At 56.2% G+C, this 20,404-nt stretch carries 10 protein-coding genes; all 10 read left to right on the top strand.

The genetic code is table 11. From position 1 onward, the window contains the following. Nucleotides 1-142 precede the first annotated feature (142 nt). The 10 genes from M0651_RS15095 (at nt 143) to M0651_RS15050 (ending at nt 20,367) form a co-directional block, all read left to right on the top strand. Nucleotides 143-2,452 carry a helix-turn-helix domain-containing protein gene (locus tag M0651_RS15095; protein WP_248552578.1) on the top strand — a complete coding sequence of 770 codons (2,310 nt, stop codon included), beginning with the start codon at nt 143-145 and terminating at the stop codon, nt 2,450-2,452. 205 nt (nt 2,453-2,657) lie between these two features. Beyond that, a complete protein-coding gene (locus tag M0651_RS15090; RefSeq protein WP_372490965.1) occupies nt 2,658-3,590 on the top strand; it encodes an ABC transporter permease in 933 nt (310 codons plus the stop codon). 15 nt (nt 3,591-3,605) lie between these two features. Further along, entirely contained in the window at nt 3,606-4,490 is an 885-nt protein-coding gene (locus M0651_RS15085; protein ID WP_248552576.1) for a carbohydrate ABC transporter permease, read from the top strand. 38 nt (nt 4,491-4,528) lie between these two features. Next, on the top strand, nt 4,529-6,067 hold the full coding sequence (locus M0651_RS15080; protein ID WP_248552575.1) for an ABC transporter substrate-binding protein: 1,539 nt from the start codon (nt 4,529-4,531) through the stop codon (nt 6,065-6,067). A 125-nt stretch (nt 6,068-6,192) separates the two neighbouring features. Then, nucleotides 6,193-9,990, top strand: a complete 3,798-nt coding sequence (locus M0651_RS15075) for an Ig-like domain-containing protein (protein WP_248552574.1) — start codon at nt 6,193-6,195, stop codon at nt 9,988-9,990. Nucleotides 9,991-10,211: 221 nt separating this feature from the next. Next, nucleotides 10,212-10,919, top strand: coding sequence for a hypothetical protein (locus M0651_RS15070; protein ID WP_248552573.1), 708 nt, complete (start codon nt 10,212-10,214; stop codon nt 10,917-10,919). Then, on the top strand, nt 10,898-15,031 hold the full coding sequence (locus M0651_RS15065; protein WP_248552572.1) for a glycoside hydrolase family 2 protein: 4,134 nt from the start codon (nt 10,898-10,900) through the stop codon (nt 15,029-15,031). The genes M0651_RS15070 and M0651_RS15065 overlap by 22 nt, the downstream gene beginning before the upstream one ends. 295 nt (nt 15,032-15,326) lie before the next feature. Continuing rightward, entirely contained in the window at nt 15,327-17,705 is a 2,379-nt protein-coding gene (locus M0651_RS15060) for a GH36-type glycosyl hydrolase domain-containing protein (RefSeq protein ID WP_248552571.1), read from the top strand. A gap of 38 nt (nt 17,706-17,743) precedes the next feature. Then, nucleotides 17,744-18,889 carry a glycoside hydrolase family 88 protein gene (locus tag M0651_RS15055; RefSeq protein ID WP_248552570.1) on the top strand — a complete coding sequence of 382 codons (1,146 nt, stop codon included), beginning with the start codon at nt 17,744-17,746 and terminating at the stop codon, nt 18,887-18,889. A gap of 200 nt (nt 18,890-19,089) precedes the next feature. After that, entirely contained in the window at nt 19,090-20,367 is a 1,278-nt protein-coding gene (locus tag M0651_RS15050; RefSeq protein WP_248552569.1) for a BNR-4 repeat-containing protein, read from the top strand. Nucleotides 20,368-20,404: the final 37 nt, after the last annotated feature.

The raw sequence follows: 20,404 nt of genomic DNA, 5'->3' as shown, positions 1-20,404 counted from the left end.
CACGGCGCGGTGGAAGGAGGACGATTGACAACCCCAAAAGTGAACGATATATTTAGGGCACCCGATACTTGGCATCCTCCCAATGCCGAACAAGAAGATCTATGAACGTCAACCCTAAGCCATCCGCAGGGAGTGAGAACCAATGAATGTGCTGCAAATGCTCCGCTCGCGTAAATATTTGCAGCGGATCCTGCTCAGCTTTATGCCCGTTGTGGCCATGCTTGCGATTGCCTCCCTCGTTCTGAACTCCGTTGCGCGCGATAAGGTGCTGAGCCTGCAAAACGACGCCGACCGCAAACTGCTCACCCAACTCAACTACAATATCGAGAACATGAACGGCATCGTCAAAGATCTGGCGGTATCCCTATACAATGATGAAGAGATGATCGCGCTGAAGTCCGGTGGGGACTATAAACAGAGTATTTTAAAAATCGAACGCCTGAACAAAACGGTGGCTAGTTCCCCTTATTTGCACGCCATCATATTTCACAACGGCAAGCAGGGCCGGTTTTTCTCGTCGCTCAACCACGGGATGGACAACGGTCAGTTGTACGGCGCTTTGGAGAAAATCATGGCTTCCGACAGCGAACTGCCGAAGCTGCAGCTGTTACCGCTCGACCTGGACGGCGGGAACGAAGGAATAGACGTGTTTGCTTTTTTCGTGTACGACGGGCTCACACTGGGTTCCGTTAACAATGATGTGTTGATTTTAACGGTGAAACCCGGTTGGATGCTGGACAATCTGAAAGCGCTTAATCGGGTGGTTGACCGAGAAAATGATATGCTGTTCGTCACCGACGCCGAGGGTCGGTTGCTGATGTCCAATGATCGCCCGCTGCCTGCGGGGTTGGATACCAAGGAGGTTCTCCGGCAGATCGCCGGCTCGGAGCATCCCCTGGACTCGTTTATCTACGCGCAAGATGGAAGCAAATACAAGGTCACCTATTTAAGCAAAGCTTTAAACAACTGGCAAATCATCAGCCTGCAAGATTACGACGATGTGCTTGGTAGTGTACGGCAGATGAGGTGGACGGAAATTGCGGTCACGTTCTCCGTGGCGCTGCTTGCTGTCTTGTTGTCGGTGTTCTTCGCGCTGCGGCTGTACAAACCAGTGGGCCATCTGCTTACCTTGGTCCCTCCGCCGGGAGGAGGTTCATCAAGTCACGCGAAGGATGAGTTGTCGCTCATCGCGGATAACGTGACGGTAATGCTGGATAAACTCAAGGGGCTGGAGCGTGAGCGGGCTACGCAGTGGAATATTGCCAAGCAGTATCACTTGCGCAGCTTGATCAGCTTGAGCGAAAGCCTGGAGGAGCCGGCCTTCTTAAAGCTAATATCGCAATACGGCATCGACATTGCGTATCCATCGCCGCTTCGGCTGGCGCTCGTACAGATCGACGATGCCCAGAAATTAGCCCAACAGCAAGGCTCCGGGGCGGAATCCCTGCTCTACTTCGCCGTCGCTAACATCGGTCAGGAGCTGCTCGGAAGCGACGGTTCCTGTGAGGCGGCGGATATGAAGAGCGGTCACCTCGTCTTCATCGTCGGCGGGGAGCGCGAGGAGCTGGAGAAGCTGGGGGACCGTTTCGGCGAGCTGCAAAACACAATCCTCCGCTATTACCGGATTACCTTCACGGTAACGTTAAGCGAAGTGTTTGAGGATTACCGTCAGGTTACGCAGCATTACAACCTGGCGGTGCGGCGGGCGAACTACCGCATGATCGTTGGCAAAGGAGCGATCCTTGAACCGGAACGGCTGCACGCCAACGAAACCAATGAGGCGTTCCGTGTCCCGCAAGAGCTGGAGCGGCGGCTGACAGAAGGGCTGAAGAGCGGCGATCCGGAGGAAACAGAACAGGCGATCCGCAGCTGGATCCAGCTCCTTGGCGGATTCAGCTATGAGAATATGTATTCCGGACTGCTGCATTTAACGGTGGCGCTGAGCAATACGCTAGGCGAGATGAATCAGCACAACGCCAATCCGGTGTCGGTAAACCTCCAGGCGATTAACCGACGTATTTTGGAACAGGAAACGCTGGACGAAATCCAGATGGTACTGTTAGAAGTCGTAAGAGAGGTGCTGGAGCAACGCCGTAGCGGGCGCGAGAACAAAAACCGGCTGTTGGCCGATACCGTCAACGAGATTATCGACAAGCATTACGCGGATCCCGACCTCAATGTGCAAAAGATCGCCGACATGCTGAAGATGAGCTCCGTTCACTTAGGCCAAGTGTACAAGGCGGAGGAGGGAGAATCGGTCGTCGACCGAATCAACGAAGTCCGCTTGGCTCAGGCCCGGCTGTATTTGGAGCAGCAGCAACTGACGGTGGCGGAAATCATGGAGAAGGTCGGCTTCGGCAACGAAAGCTATTTCTATCGGCTCTTCAAGAGGCGTTACGGAGCAACCCCGAAGGAATACCGGCTGAAAGCGGCCATCGACCGCAATACATGAATCCCCTTACCAAAATGGACCCGCAGCGGGAAGCTACCGCCTGCGGGTTTTTTGACGTGTCGATACAGGAATCCGAAATCATTACAGCCTCCCGGTACAGCAATCCTGAAATTGTACAGTAACGATTTCGCCCGCAGTTGCGCTATCGTTAGACGTGCAAAGCCATTGTCGCAGGTAAGACGGATGGAAAGGAAGGGGCTTTGAAATGTTGAAAAGGGATTCATGGATGCGAAGGGAGCTCCACCATTTTCGAAACAACCGGGAGCTGTTTGTATTATCATTGCCGGGGATCGTGTACAAGCTGATCTTTGCTTACCTCCCTATGGTTGGCCTGATTATTGCCTTTAAAAATTACAGGTACGACCTGGGCATGTTCGGCAGCAAATGGGTGGGGCTGGAGAATTTCCGGTATTTGTTCTCTACCGATGCGGCCTGGCGGATTACGCGCAACACGGTGCTGTATAACGCTGCCTACATCTTAACCACGGCGGCTGCGGCGCTCCTGCTCGCGATCCTGCTGAATGAAGTGAAGGCGAAATGGAGCAAGTATTACCAGACGGCCTTGTTTTTGCCCTATTTTTTATCCTGGGTACTTGTGGGGTACGTAGCTTACGCGTTCTTAAATCATTCGGACGGATTTATCAACCGCACGCTGGAGGCCTTCGGTATGGAGCCGATCAGCTGGTACCAAAATGCCGGACCGTGGCCGGTGATTCTCATTCTGGTTCAGCTATGGAAAGCGGTCGGGTTCAACACGCTGATCTATTTCGCCGGCATTATCGGTATCAACGGCGAATATTACGAGGCGGCGAAAATTGACGGGGCCACGAAACGGCAGATGGCGATGAAAATCACGATTCCGCTGCTGGCGCCGCTCGTCATCATCATGCTGATCCTCTCGATCGGCAACATGTTCCGCGGGGACTTCGGGCTGCATTATTTTATTCCGAACAACTCCGGTTTCCTGTACGGCTCTACGGATATTATCGATACCTACGTCTATCGGGCGCTGCGCGAGGTTGGGAACGTGAGCATGTCCGCGGCAACGGGATTTTATCAATCCGTGGTCGGGTTCATCCTGGTGCTGTTAGCCAACGGCATCGTACGCAAAATCAATCCCGATCATTCGCTATGGTAAGGAGGAGATGCAACCATGACTAAAACGACCAAGCCTTCCCAAATCGGTCTCCATCTCCTGTTTACGGTCCTGTCGCTGATTGTCATCCTGCCGTTTCTGCTCGTTGTGGCCGTATCCTTAACGGACGAAAAGGCGATCACCCAAAACGGCTACCAATTTTTCCCCAAATCGATTAGCCTGGACGCGTACCGATATATGCTGGACGCTCCGGATATCTTGCTTCGGGCCTACGGGGTGACGATTACGGTAACTGTAATCGGGGCTTTGGCCGGCTTGCTGTTAACCGCGATGACCGCTTACGTCATCTCCAGGCCGGACTATCGGTATAACCGGATTACGACGTTTTATGTGTTCTTCACGATGCTGTTCAGCGGCGGGCTGGTTCCTTCGTATATTCTGATGACGCAATACCTGCACCTAAAGGACAGCTTGCTGGCATTAATCCTGCCGGTGCTGCTCTCGCCGTTTAATATCATGGTCATGAAAGGGTTCATGTCGAAAATCCCGATTGAAATCATCGAGTCGGCCAAAATTGACGGGGCACGGGAATTCCGTATCTTCTTCCGCATCATTCTGCCGTTGTCCACGCCGGCGCTGGCTACGCTGGGCCTGTTGATCTCCTTCACCTACTGGAACGAATGGTTCAACGGGATGTTGTATATCGACAACCCCAACAAGGTGCCGCTGCAGCTGCTGTTGGTGCGCACCCTGAAGAGCATTGACTTTCTTACCTCGAACTCTGAGTTTACCCAGCAGTTGGGCATCGATTTGGCAAGCTTTCCGAACAACTCGGCGCGAATGGCCATCGCCGTTCTGGCGGGCGGACCGATGCTGGTGATCTTTCCGTTCTTTCAACGGTTTTTCGTGAAAGGGCTTACGGTTGGCTCCCTCAAGGGTTAACATAGAACAAATCCATATGAAATATTGGAGGTCAAGACATGAGAAAAAGGCTAATCGGTATTTTGGCATTGGTGCTGGTGGCGGCATCCGTACTTGCGGCTTGTGGTGGTAACGGGAACAGCAGCAACGGCGGGGACGCCGGAAACGGCGGAAAAAACGCGAATGCCCCAACGACGGAAACGGGAGGCACAACCGAGCTTGAACCCGTCACGTTGACCTGGTATTATCCTTTAACCCAACTGCAGGCGGATCAAGCGAAGGTGGAGGAAGCGGTCAACAAGATCGTGAAGGAGAAGCTGAATGCCACCGTCAAAATGATGCCAATCGTCATCGGCGATTATGTGCAAAAGATGAACACTGTGCTGGCGGCAGGCGAGAAGTTTGATATCCTTTGGACTGGTTACATGCTGAAGCCGGAGGAGCTGGTGCGCAAAGGGGCGATCCAGCCGATCGACGACCTGTTAGACAAGTACGCTCCCGAGCTGAAAGCAGACGTTCCGCAAGTGATGTGGGACGGCCTGACCGTCGACGGGAAAATTTACGGGATTCCGAACCAGCAGATCAATGGCAACCGTTACGGTTATATCGTGCAGAAGCGTTTTGCCGATAAATACGGATTGGATCCGGCATCCATCAAAAAAATCGAGGACATTGAACCGTTCCTGGCCCAAATCAAGCAAAACGAACCGGACATCATCCCATTTGGCAACTTCGGTAATTATTTCGATTTTATCCCGCAGGTGCATGATGATCAGTTTTGGGGCGTACCGGGGCTCGACAATCATTTCTTCATCAAGACCAACGACCCGACCTACACGTTAAACCGTTATCCCGAGGAAGAGCTGGACAATTACCGGCTGGTCAGCAAATGGTACAAGGAAGGTTATATTTACAAGGATGCGGCAACAGCCAACTTTACCGATTATGAAGCCAAAGGGCAAATCGCGGTGGAATTCAACGTCACGCTGAAGCCAGGCGTAGAGGCCGAGGTGATGGCGAAAAACGGCGGCAATGAGGTGATCACGGTTCCGATCAGCAACTGGTATTCCAACGGTTATTCGGCAACGACCAACCAGTCGATCAGCCGCACTTCGCCAAATCCGGAGCGGGCGATGATGCTGCTCAATCTGATCAATACCGACAAAGAGCTCTACAACCTGATTTGTAACGGGATTGAAGACGTCCATTACAAAAAACAGTCCGGTGATTATATCGAAGCCTTGCCGGATACCCGGTATCGCCCGAATATGGACTGGGTTTTTGGCAGCGTATTTAATTCGTACCTGAAGCAAGGACAGCCGGAGAACATTTGGGAAGAAACGAAAAAAATCAATCAGGAAGCCGAAGTCAACCCGGTTGGCGCCTTCAAGTTTAATTCCGAACCGGTGAACACGGAGATTGCCAACTTGAACGCCGTGTGGGGCGAGTATAAGCGGGGGATTCTCACCGGTACGCTGGACTTTGACGAAACGTGGCCTGTGCTGTATGGCAAGCTGAAAGAAGCGGGCGAGGAAAAATATGTGGCAGAGGTTACTCGTCAATTTGAAGCGTTCCTGAAGGAGAAGGGATTAAAGTAATCGAACTCGCCTGAACGAGAGTACGTGGAGCGGAGATAGGGAGGAACCCGCTGTGAGGGACGGCTTTGCTCGTAGAGTTTAGGGCAAAGCCGTTCATATCGCATGCGAAAGGATGAGGAAAAACGATGACGAAGAAAAGTTGGCTCGTGCTGATGATCGCCAGTCTGTTATTCACGTTAAATCCTGTAGCATCACCTGTCGCTTCCGCAGCGGAAAACGGCCATTCCGGCAATGCCGGCCATCCCCGCAACACGGCTTATTACGTAGCCACAAACGGCAGCGATTCCAACAACGGGAGTAAGAAGGCTCCGTTTCGGACCCTGGAGAAAGCCCGGGACGCCATTCGGAAACTGAAAGCGAAGAAAGGGCTGCCCCCCGGAGGTGTCACGGTTTATTTGCGCGAAGGCCGCTACGAACGATCGGCGAGCTTCGAACTGCGGGAACAGGATTCGGGTACGGCAAACAAGCCGATTACCTACGCGGCGTACCCCGGCGAGAAGGTGGTCATCTCCGGATCCGATTTGCTGGAGAAATCGGCATTTGGTCCGGTTGTCGATGAGGCTGTGCGAAGCCGCATCCTCAGTCCTGAAGCGAGGGAGAAGGTGCTGGTGGCGGATTTGGTGGGGCTTGGCATCACGGATTATGGGAATTTAAGCCGTCACGGGTATTATCTCGCCAACGATCTGAGCGAGGTGCCGCCGATGGAATTGTACGTTAACGGGCAAGGCATGACGTTAGCACGCTGGCCGAACGAGGGCACGGTTCAGATGGACGAAATCCTCGATCCCGGACCGACGCGGAAAGACCCCAATGGGGAAGTGCATACGCGAGGGGGGACGTTTACGTACACGTATGATCGTCCGCAATACTGGACGCAGGCGGACGACATTTGGCTGGACGGGATTTTTGGCTATAGCTGGGAGTGGTCGTACAACAAGATCGCCTCCATCGATCCGGCTGCCAAGACCATTACGCTTCGTTACGGAGAGATGAGCGGGATTTTCAAGAACTGGTACCCCGATTTCCACTTTGCGCAAAACTTGCTGGAGGAAATTGATATGCCCGGCGAGTATTACATCGACCGTTCAGCGGGGAAGTTGTATTTTCTGCCGAATGCGGAATTTATGACGGCCGATCCGACCATTGAAGTCACAATGCTGAGATCGCCGATGATCAATGCGCTGAACGCTTCTTACATCAACTTCTCCGAGTTGATCCTGGAGAATGGCCGCGATTCGGCGGCGGTGTTCATGGGCGGCAGCCATATGAAGATCCAGAACAGCGAAATTCGCAACTTCACCAACAGCGGCGTACTGGTGAACACGCAAAGCCGGTTCTATTACAACGACTTCGAAGGCGTCCCCGGCACGGACCACGCGATCGAAAACACGCATATCCATCACATCGGCGGGACGGCCGTGACCTTGACGGGCGGCGACAAAACGACGCTCTCGCCAGGCAGAAACGTCGTGAAGAATTCCCATATCCACGATTTTGCCTATTATCACAAGGCTTATAATCCCGGTGTTCTCCTGTCGGGTGTGGGGAACCGGATGGAACACAACGAGCTGCATGATGCGCCTCATCCCGGCGTGTTGATTTTTGGCAACGACCATGTGGTGGAATACAACAACATTTACGATGTATGCAAAACGTTCTCCGACCTCGGCGCGATCTACATGAACGCCGGCGAAACGCCGCAGGAGCGCGGGACCGTGATCCGGCGCAATTATTTCCACCATATCGGGGAAACGAAACCCGGGGTTGAAGGCGTGTATCCCGACAATTTTACGATGGGGCTGACGATCGACGAGAACATTTTCTATAAAATGGGCAATTCGGCGATTAAGAATAACGGGGGCTCGCACATCCTGACGCGCAACAATATTTTCGTGGACAGTAAGGTTCCGTACGATTATGCAGACTTGTTTCTGGGTGACGATCCGGACGATCAGGTACCGATGAATTATATGCCGAAGTGGCTGGCGTTGTTTGCAGCCAACAACAACTTTGTCGGTACGCCTTATTTGGAGAAATACCCGGAATTGGCCAATTTCTTCACGGAAAATCGCTATTATCCCGACACGAATACGTTTCAAGGGAATGTGATCTACAATCCCGTAGTCCCGCGCAGCTCGACAACCAATGAAAACGGGGCGTACGACAAATTTGGACTGGTTCAATATGCCAACAACTGGGTTACGGCGGAGGATCCAGGTTTCGTTAATCTGGCGGGTGGGGACCTGTCGCTGCGTTCGGATGCGGAAGTATTCGAGCGAATTCCCGGATTTCTGGATATCCCGTTTGATCAGATCGGCGTCCAAGGAAAAGCGGGCACGACCCTCGGTCAAGACAGCTATCCGGTACAGGGCGTCGCAGTTTATGACGACAACGTTACGGTCGATCGCTGGAAGACGGTGAAGCTGCGGACAGCGGTCTTGCCCTGGAATGCCGACAATCCGGCGCTGACCTTCACCTCGGCCGATCCGGCCATCGCTTCGGTCGATGGAGGCGGCGTTGTCACTGGCCAGGCGGTAGGTCAGACGTTGATCACGGTGGCATCGGCGGAAAATCCTCAGTTTACGGCTACAGTGAACGTCACGGTGGAAGCTGGCGACGGCGTGATGGACTTCACCAATTTCGAATCGGGAGCGAATGGCTGGCCTCAGGATGCGAACCGCAGCATCGTCAAGGAAGGCGAAAACCGCTGGTACAAGGTGCTGAACGGAGCTTCGGCGCTGAGCTCCAAGTCGTTCTCCGAATACGAACTCAGCTTCAAGCTGAAGACGCCGGAGACGATGGGAAACGCTGCGACCTTGTATCTCTTTGACCGTCAGGTCGGCAGTGGGTCGAGCCGGATCGGCTACAAAACCCGGGCTGACGGGAGCTCGGCCTGGCTGCTGTACGATCCTGCCTGGGCGATTCTGAAGGAAGTGAAGCTGCCGGGCCACGATTTACAGCCCAACACGGAATATGAGGTCAAAATGCTCGTCAAAGGCGGCGACATCAGCGTGTATGTGGACGGCGGGCTTCGGTTGAAGGGCCACGATCCCGGACACAACGCCGAGGGCAAAGTCGGGTTTTACGTTGCCGGCGTCAGCCACATGCTGTTTGACGATATCCGGTTTAAAGCGCTGTCGACAGAGCTGGCCGGGATCCTTCCGGTTGAGAGTCAGATTCGGATGATTCCCGGAGAACAGCGGTCTATACAGCTCACCTTCGATCCATCGGATACTCCGGAGACGGAGGTTACGTGGCAATCGGCCGATCCGGCGGTGGCGACGGTGGATGCGATGGGCGTCGTGAACGCCGTGTATGAAGGGGAAACGATCATCACGGCGGTGTCCGCGGTGAATCCGCTCATCAAAGCGGACATCTCGGTCACCGTATCCAACGTGATGCATGAGACGGATTTTGAAAACGGCGGCAACGGTTGGCCCGTCGATCCAAACCGCAGCATTGCGGCCGATCCAGACGGCAATCACCGCTACAAGATCCTGAACGGCGCTACCGGTTTGCTGGACCGAGACTTCGAGTCCTATGTGCTGGAGTTTACGCTGAAGACGCCGGTGGTGATGCCCGAGAACGGTGGGGTGATGTATATTTTCGACCGACAGGACGCGGCTGGATCCACCCGGATCGGCTACCGGACGCGGGCGGACGGAACCTCCGGCTGGATCCTGTACGACATCAGCTGGCAGAAGCTGGCGGAAGCCGATTTGCCGGGCCTTGATTTGCAGCCGGATACGGAATATACCGTGAAGGTGATCGTTAAGGGGGGCGACATCGCCGCCTACGTCGACGGTGCGCTGCGCATCGCCGGGACCGATCCGAACCATCGGCCGCTGGGGAAGGTTGGTTTTTATGTCAGCGGGTTTGACTATCTGTTGTATGACGATATTCGGGTATCGTTGAATCCGTGACTCCTGCTGCGAGATCAATGTATTCGATTTATCGAATACATTTCCTCGGTCGCGGCTAGAAAGTGGGATTCTATGCGATTTTTCATATAGATTGTGGGACTTCCTCTTCCGGAAGCTTTAATATATATGAAATTTCAGATATATTCCTTTGAAATCGACATAAACGGGGAAATCTATGCGATTTATCGAATAGATTTCCCCGATCTATTGGGAGGTTGGCCATGAAACGGTGCATTTACCGGGCCGAAGGTCTAGAAGGAGTTGGGAAGGCCAAGATCTGGCGGGTCCCGGAAGTTTCGCTTGGGCTCACCGAAGCGATGGAACAGCTGGATGTAGATCACCTCAGCCTGTTTGCCGACGGGAATCGGTACTATCTGTATTATGAATGTCTGCGGGAGGCGGCGGTTACGCCGGAGCAGCTACTGATGGCGGCTGGCGAGCGGTTGGCTGTATGGCCGGGAGGGGAGACGGAGACGGGGATGGATCGGCGGTGGGTGCCGATGACGGATATTTTTCATTACCATCAACCCGCTTTCGGTGCGGCTTGGCGGCACTCGGATCGCTTGACCGAACCTTATGGAAGGCTGGCCAGGTTGAAGCCCGAAGAAGTCGCGAGCTACATCTACCACCATTATCAATATCAAGAGGAAGAGCCGGGCGACGGGGACAAATACGGCATCATCGGCCTGCATGAGAGCTTGTTGTTCTTCTATTCGGAGCAGCCTGCGACTCTTGAGCCTGCCACTTACGAAGGGAAGCTCAACACGTCGCTCAAGCCGGTCCGCTGGGCAGAAGCGATGGAACCGCATTTTATCCCGTGGACGGGGGTTCCGGCAGGACAGGAGCTTTGGCGGAAGCTGGAGCTAGTGCTGCACGCGGCGTTTGGCCGGATGGAGGAGGAGACACGATGCGTCATACGTTATGCCTGAACGGAGAATGGGATTTTATGCCGCTGTATGGTGAGCCGCGGCGCCGCACGCTGCCGGAATCCCTCGTCTATGAGGAACAGAAGGTGAGGATTCCTTCTAGCTGGAGACATTCATACGCACAGGCGGCTGGGAAGCGTTTCGGCGAAATCCCCGAACATGGCTTTGCTCCGATGGACTTGTACGGTTACCCGAAGGAATGGGACGACGCCGAGGCTGGCGTGCTGCATCGCCACTTTCGGGTGCCGGAAGAGATGGCGGGTCAGCGAATTGTGCTGAGACTGGACGGCATTATGCAGAAAGCCGTTATCTATTTGGACCGCAACGAAGTCGCCGTCTGGGAGGACGGCTATCTGCCACTAAGGCTGGATATCACGTCTTCCGTGACACCGGGGCGGGAGCATGAGCTGCATCTCGTCTGCGGGAGCTTCGATCAAACGACATTACCCTCTGGAGCCAAGAAGGTGACCGGTCTCGTCGGCTCCTGGTTTGGCAGTGTTTGCCGGGGAATCTGGCAGGATGTTTATCTGGAGAGTTACCCGGCGCTGGCCTTAGAGGACGTCACCCTGCGCACTTCCGTCCGGAACGGGCGACTTGAGGCAGACGCCGTGATCGGCGGGACGGAAGGGAAGGCTGCGATTGCAGGGGATGCACCGCTACGTGTCCGGCTTCGCGTTTGCGAACTGGGGGTGCTGGCTTCGAGCCCCGATGATGGAGGACCTCCAAGGAGGACGACCGGGGAGGGGCAGCAGGTTCTAATGGCGGAACGGGCGATTGAGCCGGTTTCATCCGAGTCGGCCCGGTGGCAGCGGCTGTGCGAGAACGATCATGGCGGGGAAGTCTTCCGCGTTTCGTTCGATTTAGACTGGGCGGACGCCACGTGGTGGAGCTCCGATTCGCCGTTTCTGTACCGGGCCGAGTTCGAGCTGCTGGATGGGGAACGCGTCATTGATCGGCGGGAGGAGACATTTGGTTTTCGCGAGTTTTGGTGCGAAGGCCCGCAGTTTAGGTTGAACTGGATTCCGCTGAACTTGCGCGGCGACTCGTGGCATTTTCAAGGCGGGACCCAGCAGACGGAAGGTTATATCCGCAACTGGTACCGTATGTGCCGTTCCATTGGGGTGAACAGCATCCGGCTGCACGCGGAGCCTTATCCGGCGGATTATCTGCGGATCGCCGACGAGGAAGGGATGCTGATCGTTGACGAAACGGCCATTTACGGCTCTAGCAAGTCGATGCAAGCGGATCATCCCGACTTTTTGGAGGCTTGTCGGCTGCATGTACGCAGGTTGGTCCGGCGGGATAAAAACCATCCCTCCGTCATCCTTTGGAGCGTGCAAAACGAGATGCGCTGGGTGGACGGACGGGACGGTTTCAAGAAGCATCTCCCCGGTCTGATGGCCTCCATTCGGGAAATGGACCCGACGCGGGCGATTATCGCTGAGGGGGATAACCGGCTGCTTCCCAAAGCGCATACGGAGGTGGAAAGCCGTCACTACAACATCGACGGGACGATCGAACAATGGGATCGCACCGTTCCGCTGACTTTTGGCGAACATGGCGGCTGGTGGTACATCTGCCCACAGAACAGCAGCATGTACATTGGGCTGCGGGCTTACCGCGGGACCGATGAAAGCACCCTAGGCCTGGCGGAGAAAGAGCGGCTGTTCGTGGAATATGCACGACGCCAGAGGGTGTCCGGCCTATCGACGTTTAATTTCGCCCACTACTTCATGCGGGCGATGCCCGAACGGGAGGTGCTCCTCCCGACGCCGGTTGACGATGAGCTCCCCGGCGTGAAGCCAAAGAAGATTCCGGCTTATTCGTTGACGCTCCATAACGGTCTGCTGCCGGAGGAAGAGCCGAGGTACCGGCCGAATCCCGCTTTTGCGGTGATGGCTGAGACGTTTAAGCCGGTGACGATCATCGCGGCTGAATATGATCGCTGTTTCTATGACGACCAGCCGATTGACCGCAGCTTTGACGTGTACAATGACACACTGTCGAGCCGAAACGTCATGGTGAAGTTGACCGTGAAGCAAGGAGATACGCTTGTCCATGAGGATAGCTTTGAGTTCACGCAAAGCCCTGCGGAGCCGAAGGTGCTCCGGATGAGCTGGCAGCCGCTGCCCGTCCAGTCGGAAGAACAGGCGGAGCTCACGGCAACGCTTCTTCACGACGGACAGCCGGTTCATGAGCTGCGGTTGAACTACCGGATCTTTTCCGCCAGCTTGCGGAGCCGTCCCGTTCCCGTCAACCGGCCGGTGGCTTATTGGGGGAACGATGCGGATTATGAGACGATCCGCAGGCTTGTGCCGGGCTGTGAACGGGTGGACCGGGAGCAGTTGGCCGATCTCTGTCTACCGGCCGATGGGCTCCTGGTCATCGGAAGTTACGCAGAGGATGCGGACGGCACGTTGGAGCGGCTGCTCCAGGCGTATGTCGCGCGGGGCGGCCGGTTGCTGCTGTTGGAACAGAATCAGCTCTCGCTCGGCAAGCTGACGTTGTCGCGGCGCCCATTCCAGCGCGCCCATGCCGGAGATTACGGCCATCCGGCGATTTCCTGGATCGGCGACGATGACCTGATGTTTTGGCAGCCGGAGCTTGCCGAGGAAGGTCCGCGTCCGATTATCCGCGCCGCCTTCGAGAAGCCGGTTCGCGGCGATTTCACGCTGCTGCTGGAGTGCAGCGCAGGCGATTTTGGCGACGGCGGTGATCTGTGGTCGCCGCTTCTGGAGTACCGGCACGGCCGCGGCCGGATGGTGGCCAATCAGCTGGAGCTGATGGGCCATGCCGATAGCGTGCCGCAGGCGTGCTTGCTGCTGCGCAACCTGCTCGCATATATGGGCGGCGCGGCCGGGGAGCAGGGCGAGGTCGCGGCGGCGTTGCCGACCGCCGCGCTGGTGCGCCCCGGCGGCCCCGCCGCCGCCTTGCTTGGCCGGCTGCGGCTGCGGCACGCCGCGCTGGCCGATGCCGCGGCGCTGGCGCTCGGCGGGCATGGCGGGGGCACCGCCATGCCGCCCGGGCAGGGCTTCGGCCTGCTGGTGGCCGAAGCCTGCCTGCTTGAGGCGCCGGGGGCGGCGGAAGCCGTCCGGCGCCATGCCGAAGCCGGCGGACGCGTGCTCGTCCTGCCGGCGGAGCCCTTGCAGCAGGCGGCGCTGGCCCGCCTGCTGGACCGTCCCGTGCGCGTGGCGCCGCACGAGACGTACCATTTGGCGGCGGACTACGCGCACGCCACTGCCCGCGGGCTCAGCCCGGTTGACCTGTTTGGCTTCGACAAGGTGTTCTTGTCGCCGCGGGAAGTGGTCAACCGGGTCCTCGCCACCCACCGCCTGGAAGCCCCAGGCGTGGACGTGCTTTGCACCAGCGTGGAAGACACGGCTTGGAAGGATTTCTTCGTACAGGGGTACACCGCCGAATACAGCCGCCTCGCGCTAGTGGAGATCAATCGCCAGAAAGCGCAGCCTTCCGGCGCGTTCCTGATGGAAGCCAAGGTCGGGAGCGGAACCGTGGTGTGCTCCCAGCTGTTGCCGGATCCCGAAAGCGATAAAGCGCAACGTTTCTATACTCGCTTGCTGGCTAACTTGGGTGCGTCTTTTGACGATGAGCTGCTAAGCGAGGAGAAGGGCGACGGCGAATGGGCCGTGGAAACCATGATGGCGTTGCCTTGTCCGCCTTACGTTGATTACGAAGCGATGAGAGCCTACTACACCGATCGGGAGTTTTCGCTGAACAATTTGGGCGAAGGCCTGTACGGCTGGATGCAGAAAAAAGAACGCCGCTCCACCGGCCTACTGCACATCGCCAACGCGGGAGAAGATCCGTGGTTTCTCAGCTGCTTTGTGACCGTACCGGATGAGGGGGCGGCTCCCCGCCGAGGGCGGCTGCGCATGCTCGCCGGTGCCTCGACCACGGTTGAAATTGTGCTCAACGGCGAGCTGGTGCCAGAGCCGGAACAGGAACTGGCTCTGAATCCCGGCTTAAACCGTTTGATCGCCATCGTGCGTGGCGCCGACGAGGATATCGACTTTGGTTTGGTCTTTCTTCATCCCGACGGCCGCTACATGAAAGATCTGTCGTATAGCTTGACCCTAAACGAGGTGGAGCCCAAATAGGCAGACTTGGCGGCCTCGGGTGAACGGTAACGGATCTAAAAGACCTTATTCGCCCATTTCCCGGCTATTTCCCGCTGTAACGGAAAGGGGTGACCTTATTCGAGGGTTAGGGTGGCTATTTCGCTGATATCACTCCAAATAAGGCCTTCTCGTTCCGTTAGAATCGGATGCTCCCCTTTTTTGAGCGAATAACGTCTCTGGGTTCCGTTAGAAACCCATTGTTCTTGTAGAACAACCAATTTATCGAAATTGTCGCTAATCTTGTGGTTTGTTTGACTTAAAGGAGTGGATTCCCATGAAATCAATCGCCCCGCATAGCTATTATTCCTTCCGCGACGCGGAAAAAGAAATCGAGTTCCACCGGCACGACATGCCGACCCCGTGGATGAACTATTTGTCCAACGGCACGTTCCATACGATGTTGTCCCATGCGGGCGGCGGGGTGGCGTTTTATAAATCGCCGCAAATTTGGCGGATTACGCGCTACCGTTTTTTTCACCTGCCGATGGATCGCTCGGGCCCTTATATGTACATCCAGGACGCGGACTCGGGGACGTACTGGTGTCCCACCAATGAACCTGCCGCAGACAAACCGGAAACTTGGAAAAGCGCCCACGGCCTCGGCTACACCCGATTCGGAGCGAAGCGGGACGGGATCGCCGCCCAAACATTATATTTCGTGGGTCCCTACGAAAATTCGCTGGTTTGGAAATTAACCTTGTCCAATGAGACCCCGGTGGCCAAGGAGCTGAACGTCTACGCTTACGTGGAGTTCGGGATGATGGAATTTATGCGCGAGCTGCAGTGGCAATGTTATAACAAACATCAGGTCTCTGTGCAATACCATCCGTCTGAGGCGTTGGTGTATCGGTACGGCGTCGAAAATCAACCGAAGCCGGAGGAGACGCCGCTGGTCTATTTTGCCTCCGACACGCCATTGTCCGGATATGACGGCGACCGCGAGGAATTTATCGGCAGCTATCGCAGCGAGGCGAATCCAGCGGCGATTGAAGAAGGAGGCTGCCGCGGATCGACGCTGATGGGCGGCGACCCCTGTGGCGCGCTGCAATTCAAGGTCACTCTGCAGCCAGGCGAAAGCCGGACTCTTCATATCTTTCTAGGCACAGCCCGGGATGAAGCTGAGGTGGAGCAGGCGCTGACGCGCTCCCGCGAAGCCGAGTTTGTAGAGCGTTCGTTTCAAGGGCTTCGCTCCTTATGGGAGGGTTATCTCGGCGCTTGGAATTGCCGGCTGCCGGATCCGGACGCCGAGCGGATGCTGAACATCTGGAACCCGTATCAGGCGCATCGCAACTTCCTGTTTTCGCGCAATATTTCCTTTTATGCCACCGGCACGTTCCGTGGTGTTGGATACCGGGACACGTCGCAGGATATTTTGGCGGTCGTCCCGTTTGATCCGGAGCAAGCGCTGGGCAAACTGCGGCTGCTGCTCGGCCAGCAGTACCGGGATGGGCACGCAAATCACTACTTTTTCCCGAACGAAGGTTGGGAACCGGTGACGAGCATCCATTCCGATGACCATTTATGGCCGGCATTGGCGGCTTGGGATTTGCTGGCCGAAACCGGGGACGCCGGATTCCTGCAAGCGGAAGTACCCTATTATGATGGCGGTCAAGGTACGGTATATGAGCACTTGAAGGCCGCGATCGATTTTACGGCGTCGAAGCTGGGGCCAAACGGCTTCCCGCTGATGCTGCGGTCGGATTGGAACGACCAGCTGTTCCGGGTGTGCCGCGAGGGACGGGGAGAGAGCATCTGGACGGCCATGCAACTGGGCTGGGTGCTGCTGCGGATGGTGGATCTCGCCGTTGCCGCCGGTCACCCCGAGGATGTCGCGAAGTATGAGGCGATGTATGCGCAGCAACGCGATCTGGTCAACAATCTGGGCTGGGACGGGCGCTGGTTCCGCCGCGCCATTATGGATGACGGCCGCTTCCTTGGCAGCGATGTGCACGATGAGGCAAAAATCTGGCTGAACGCCCAGACCTGGGCGGTTCTCTCCGGCATGGCTGATCCGGAGAAAGGCTGGCAGGCGATGGACAGCGTCCATGAGCTGCTGGACACGGAGCTGGGCATCAAGAAAATCAATCCTTCCATCAGCACGTTCCCCGATCCCGCTGATCCTTTGACGAATTACAACAAGGGGACGGGGGAGAATGGGGCGGTCTTTTGCCATGCGAATACTTGGGCGATTATTGCCGAATGCCTGCTCGGGCGCGGGGATCTCGCCTATAAATATTACCGCCAACTGCTCCCAAACGTGGCGATGGATAAAGCGGGCCTGTGGAGGTACAAGGCGGAGCCTTATGTCTACGCCTCGAATTTGTTCGGGCCGGAATCCGACAAGTTCGGATTAGCCAACGTGTCCTGGCTGACGGGGACGGCCGCCTGGATGTACGTCGCCGCAACGCAATATATCCTGGGCATCAAGCCGGTCCTCGATGGCCTGTCCGTCAACCCTTGTATTCCTTCGGATTGGGAAGGGTTCACGGTGAAGCGCCGGTTCCGCGGCTGCGAATATGAGATTACGGTTCGCAACGAAAGCCGGGTTTGCCAAGGCGTTAAATCCATCACCGTCGACGGTCAGCCGCTGGAGGGCCATGTCTTGCCGGCATATCCCGGACGCTCGTCCGTCCGTGTGGATGTCGTTATGTAATCTGAACATCCATCTCACCAACCAACAGGAGGAGAAAAATGAACTGGAATCAACTGATCGAACAAACGCTGGACATGACGCGCGCGAATGTCTCCCGTTTTCAGACGGGTTTCCCCCATGTCAGCCAAGGAGACGGCAAGTACCAGCTGGTGGAGCATACCGACTGGACGGAAGGCTTCTGGTCGGGCATCTTATGGCTCAGCTATGAGTACAGCAAGGACGAAGCCATTCGGCAAGTCGCCGCTGCGGCCACGGCGACCTTCCAAGAACGATTAGCGATGCAGAGCCATTTGGAGCATCACGACATCGGGTTCTTGTATCTGTTGTCCACCGGAGCGCAGTGGATCGTTGAACAAGACGAAGCCGCTCGGAAGTCGACCCTGGAAGCAGCCGATTTGCTGCTGACACGGTGGCGGCCAACTGCCCGCATCCTGCAAGCCTGGGGCCCCGAGGGAGATGAAATTAATGGCGGACGTATCATCATCGATTGCCTCATGAATTTGCCGTTACTCTATTGGGCCAGCGAGCAAACCGGGGATCCGAGGTATGCCGACATCGCCCGGATTCATGCCGAGCAAAGCCAACGTTTCCTGGTGAGAGGCGACGGCTCCTCGTATCACACGTTTTATTTCGACACCTCGACGGGTGATGCGGTCCGAGGCGGCACGCATCAGGGCTTCCGCGACGGATCGACCTGGACGCGGGGGCAGGCTTGGGGAATCTACGGTTTCGCGCTGGCTTACCGTTATTTCCGGGACGCTGCTTTTTTGGATACGTCCAAGCGGTTGGCCCGTTACTTCATCGAACATCTGCCTGAGGATCAGATTGCGTATTGGGATTTTGATGCGCCGCAAAAAGAAAGCGAACCTCGGGACAGCTCGGCCTCCGCAATCGCGGCGTGCGGTGTCCTGGAGCTTGCGGAGCATTTGCCCGCCGATGATTCGGACCGGGCGGAGCTTTTGACTTTCGCCGAACGTTCTGTGGCAGCCCTGGCAAAGCATTGTTTCTCGGGTGCGACGAACGGTGAGAGCGAGGGTGAGGGCTTCCTGCGGCACGGCTCCTACTATGTGAGAGGCGGCATCGCAATCGATGATTATGTGATCTGGGGGGATTACTTTTTTCTCGAAGCGTTGATGCGCCTTGCCCACGGAATCCCGGGATATTGGTTCGAACGCGGGCGTTAATTCGCTCGAATCGGGGGAGTTGTGTGGCAAAGGAGAAATGTTCTACTTTTAGCAAAAATGCGTAATTCCGTTCTATTCGGATCGTTGTTTTGTTTCTATTCCGGCTCGAGAGGGCGTGATACGCTTGTACCGGTACCGGGAGGACCAAGTTTATCGGGGGATGAATTTGTAAACGATTTCAATTCGAGGAGGCGGGAAAAGTGAAAAGGGGAAAAGGTTGGCGAATCGGGCTCTGGTTCGTGGCGTTGATGACGTTGCTTCCGACATCTACGGGATATGCGGCTGCGGAGCTTACGGAGGCTCCTTACCCGATGGATTCCAGTAACCAGGCAGGATGGTGGTCACCGCTGGATACGTACGGGACGGGGTATGAATATGCTTATTTGGCTTATAATGCGCCCGGGGGCACCGCAGACAAGCATAACGTATATATCGCCAGAAGAGACGGAACGGGGGCTTGGAGCAATATCCCGGTTATGAATGGGTCCGTCGTAGCTGAGTACATCGACGATTTAGGTCACAATCAGCCCTCCATCGCGAGGGACGGCAGCGGCCGGTTTCATGTGTTTGCCTCGATGCATGATAATAACTGGCGATATTTTCGTTCGGATACGGTAGGCGGAGCTCCTCAGAATCATTCGGCGGATATGCCGGGTCCAGAGATGAAAATCTCTTATCCGATCGTCAAAACGGCACCCAACGGAGACTTGTATCTCTTCGCACGTGCGGCCAAAGATCCTGCGGGGAAACGGGAAGGCGTCTTGTTCCATTGGGATAATACTACCTCCACTTGGAGTCAGATTGGTGTGATTGCGTCGACGCTGAATCGGTCCGTTTATCCGGATGACCTGGCTTTTGATGCCAACGGCGATATGCATATTTTGTTCGAGTGGGCCCATTTTGCCGCAAGCGCCTTGCGCCATGAGCTGTCGTACCTGAAGTACAGCCCGGCCACAGGCGTCTTTACCCAGGCAGATGGAACGCCGGTGTCGCTGCCGGCAACGTTGACTACGGCCGATATCGTCCAACCTTTAGCCCCTGGAGAAACCTACGTGCAAAGCGGCGACGATCCAGGCGGACCCGGCGTACAAAGCGCCAAACTGACGGTGGACTCCGCAGGTAATCCGATCATCGCCTATCGTTATCGCGAAGCAGGCAGCGCGAATTTCGCCGTGAAGCAGGCAACCTACGGCGCCGGAGGCTGGGTGCTGCAGACCGTTTACGATGCTGCGGCAACGCGAGCTGCGGTGGACGTTACCTGGACCGGTACGGAAGCGAGAATCTATTACGTGAAGCAAAGTGGTGCGGATCGGGCTTTCGTGGCCGTCAATGCGGGCGGAACCGGATGGACCGAAACCTCGTTGGCCCCTGGCAAACCGATCGAGCGGCTGGCAGTGGAGCGTAGCGCCAAAGGCGTGGATATCCTGTACCTGGTGGATATTCCGAATCTTAAGTTATATTACGGCAGGAATAACTGAAGTTCATTAAAAAGCTCTTGGACGGGAGGGTCCAAGA

This window comes from Paenibacillus mellifer (genome assembly GCF_023195895.1).
GTDB lineage: Bacteria > Bacillota > Bacilli > Paenibacillales > Paenibacillaceae > Fontibacillus > Fontibacillus mellifer.
The sequence above is the reverse complement of the archived record's forward strand: the minus strand, read 5'-3'. Positions and strand labels throughout refer to the sequence as shown.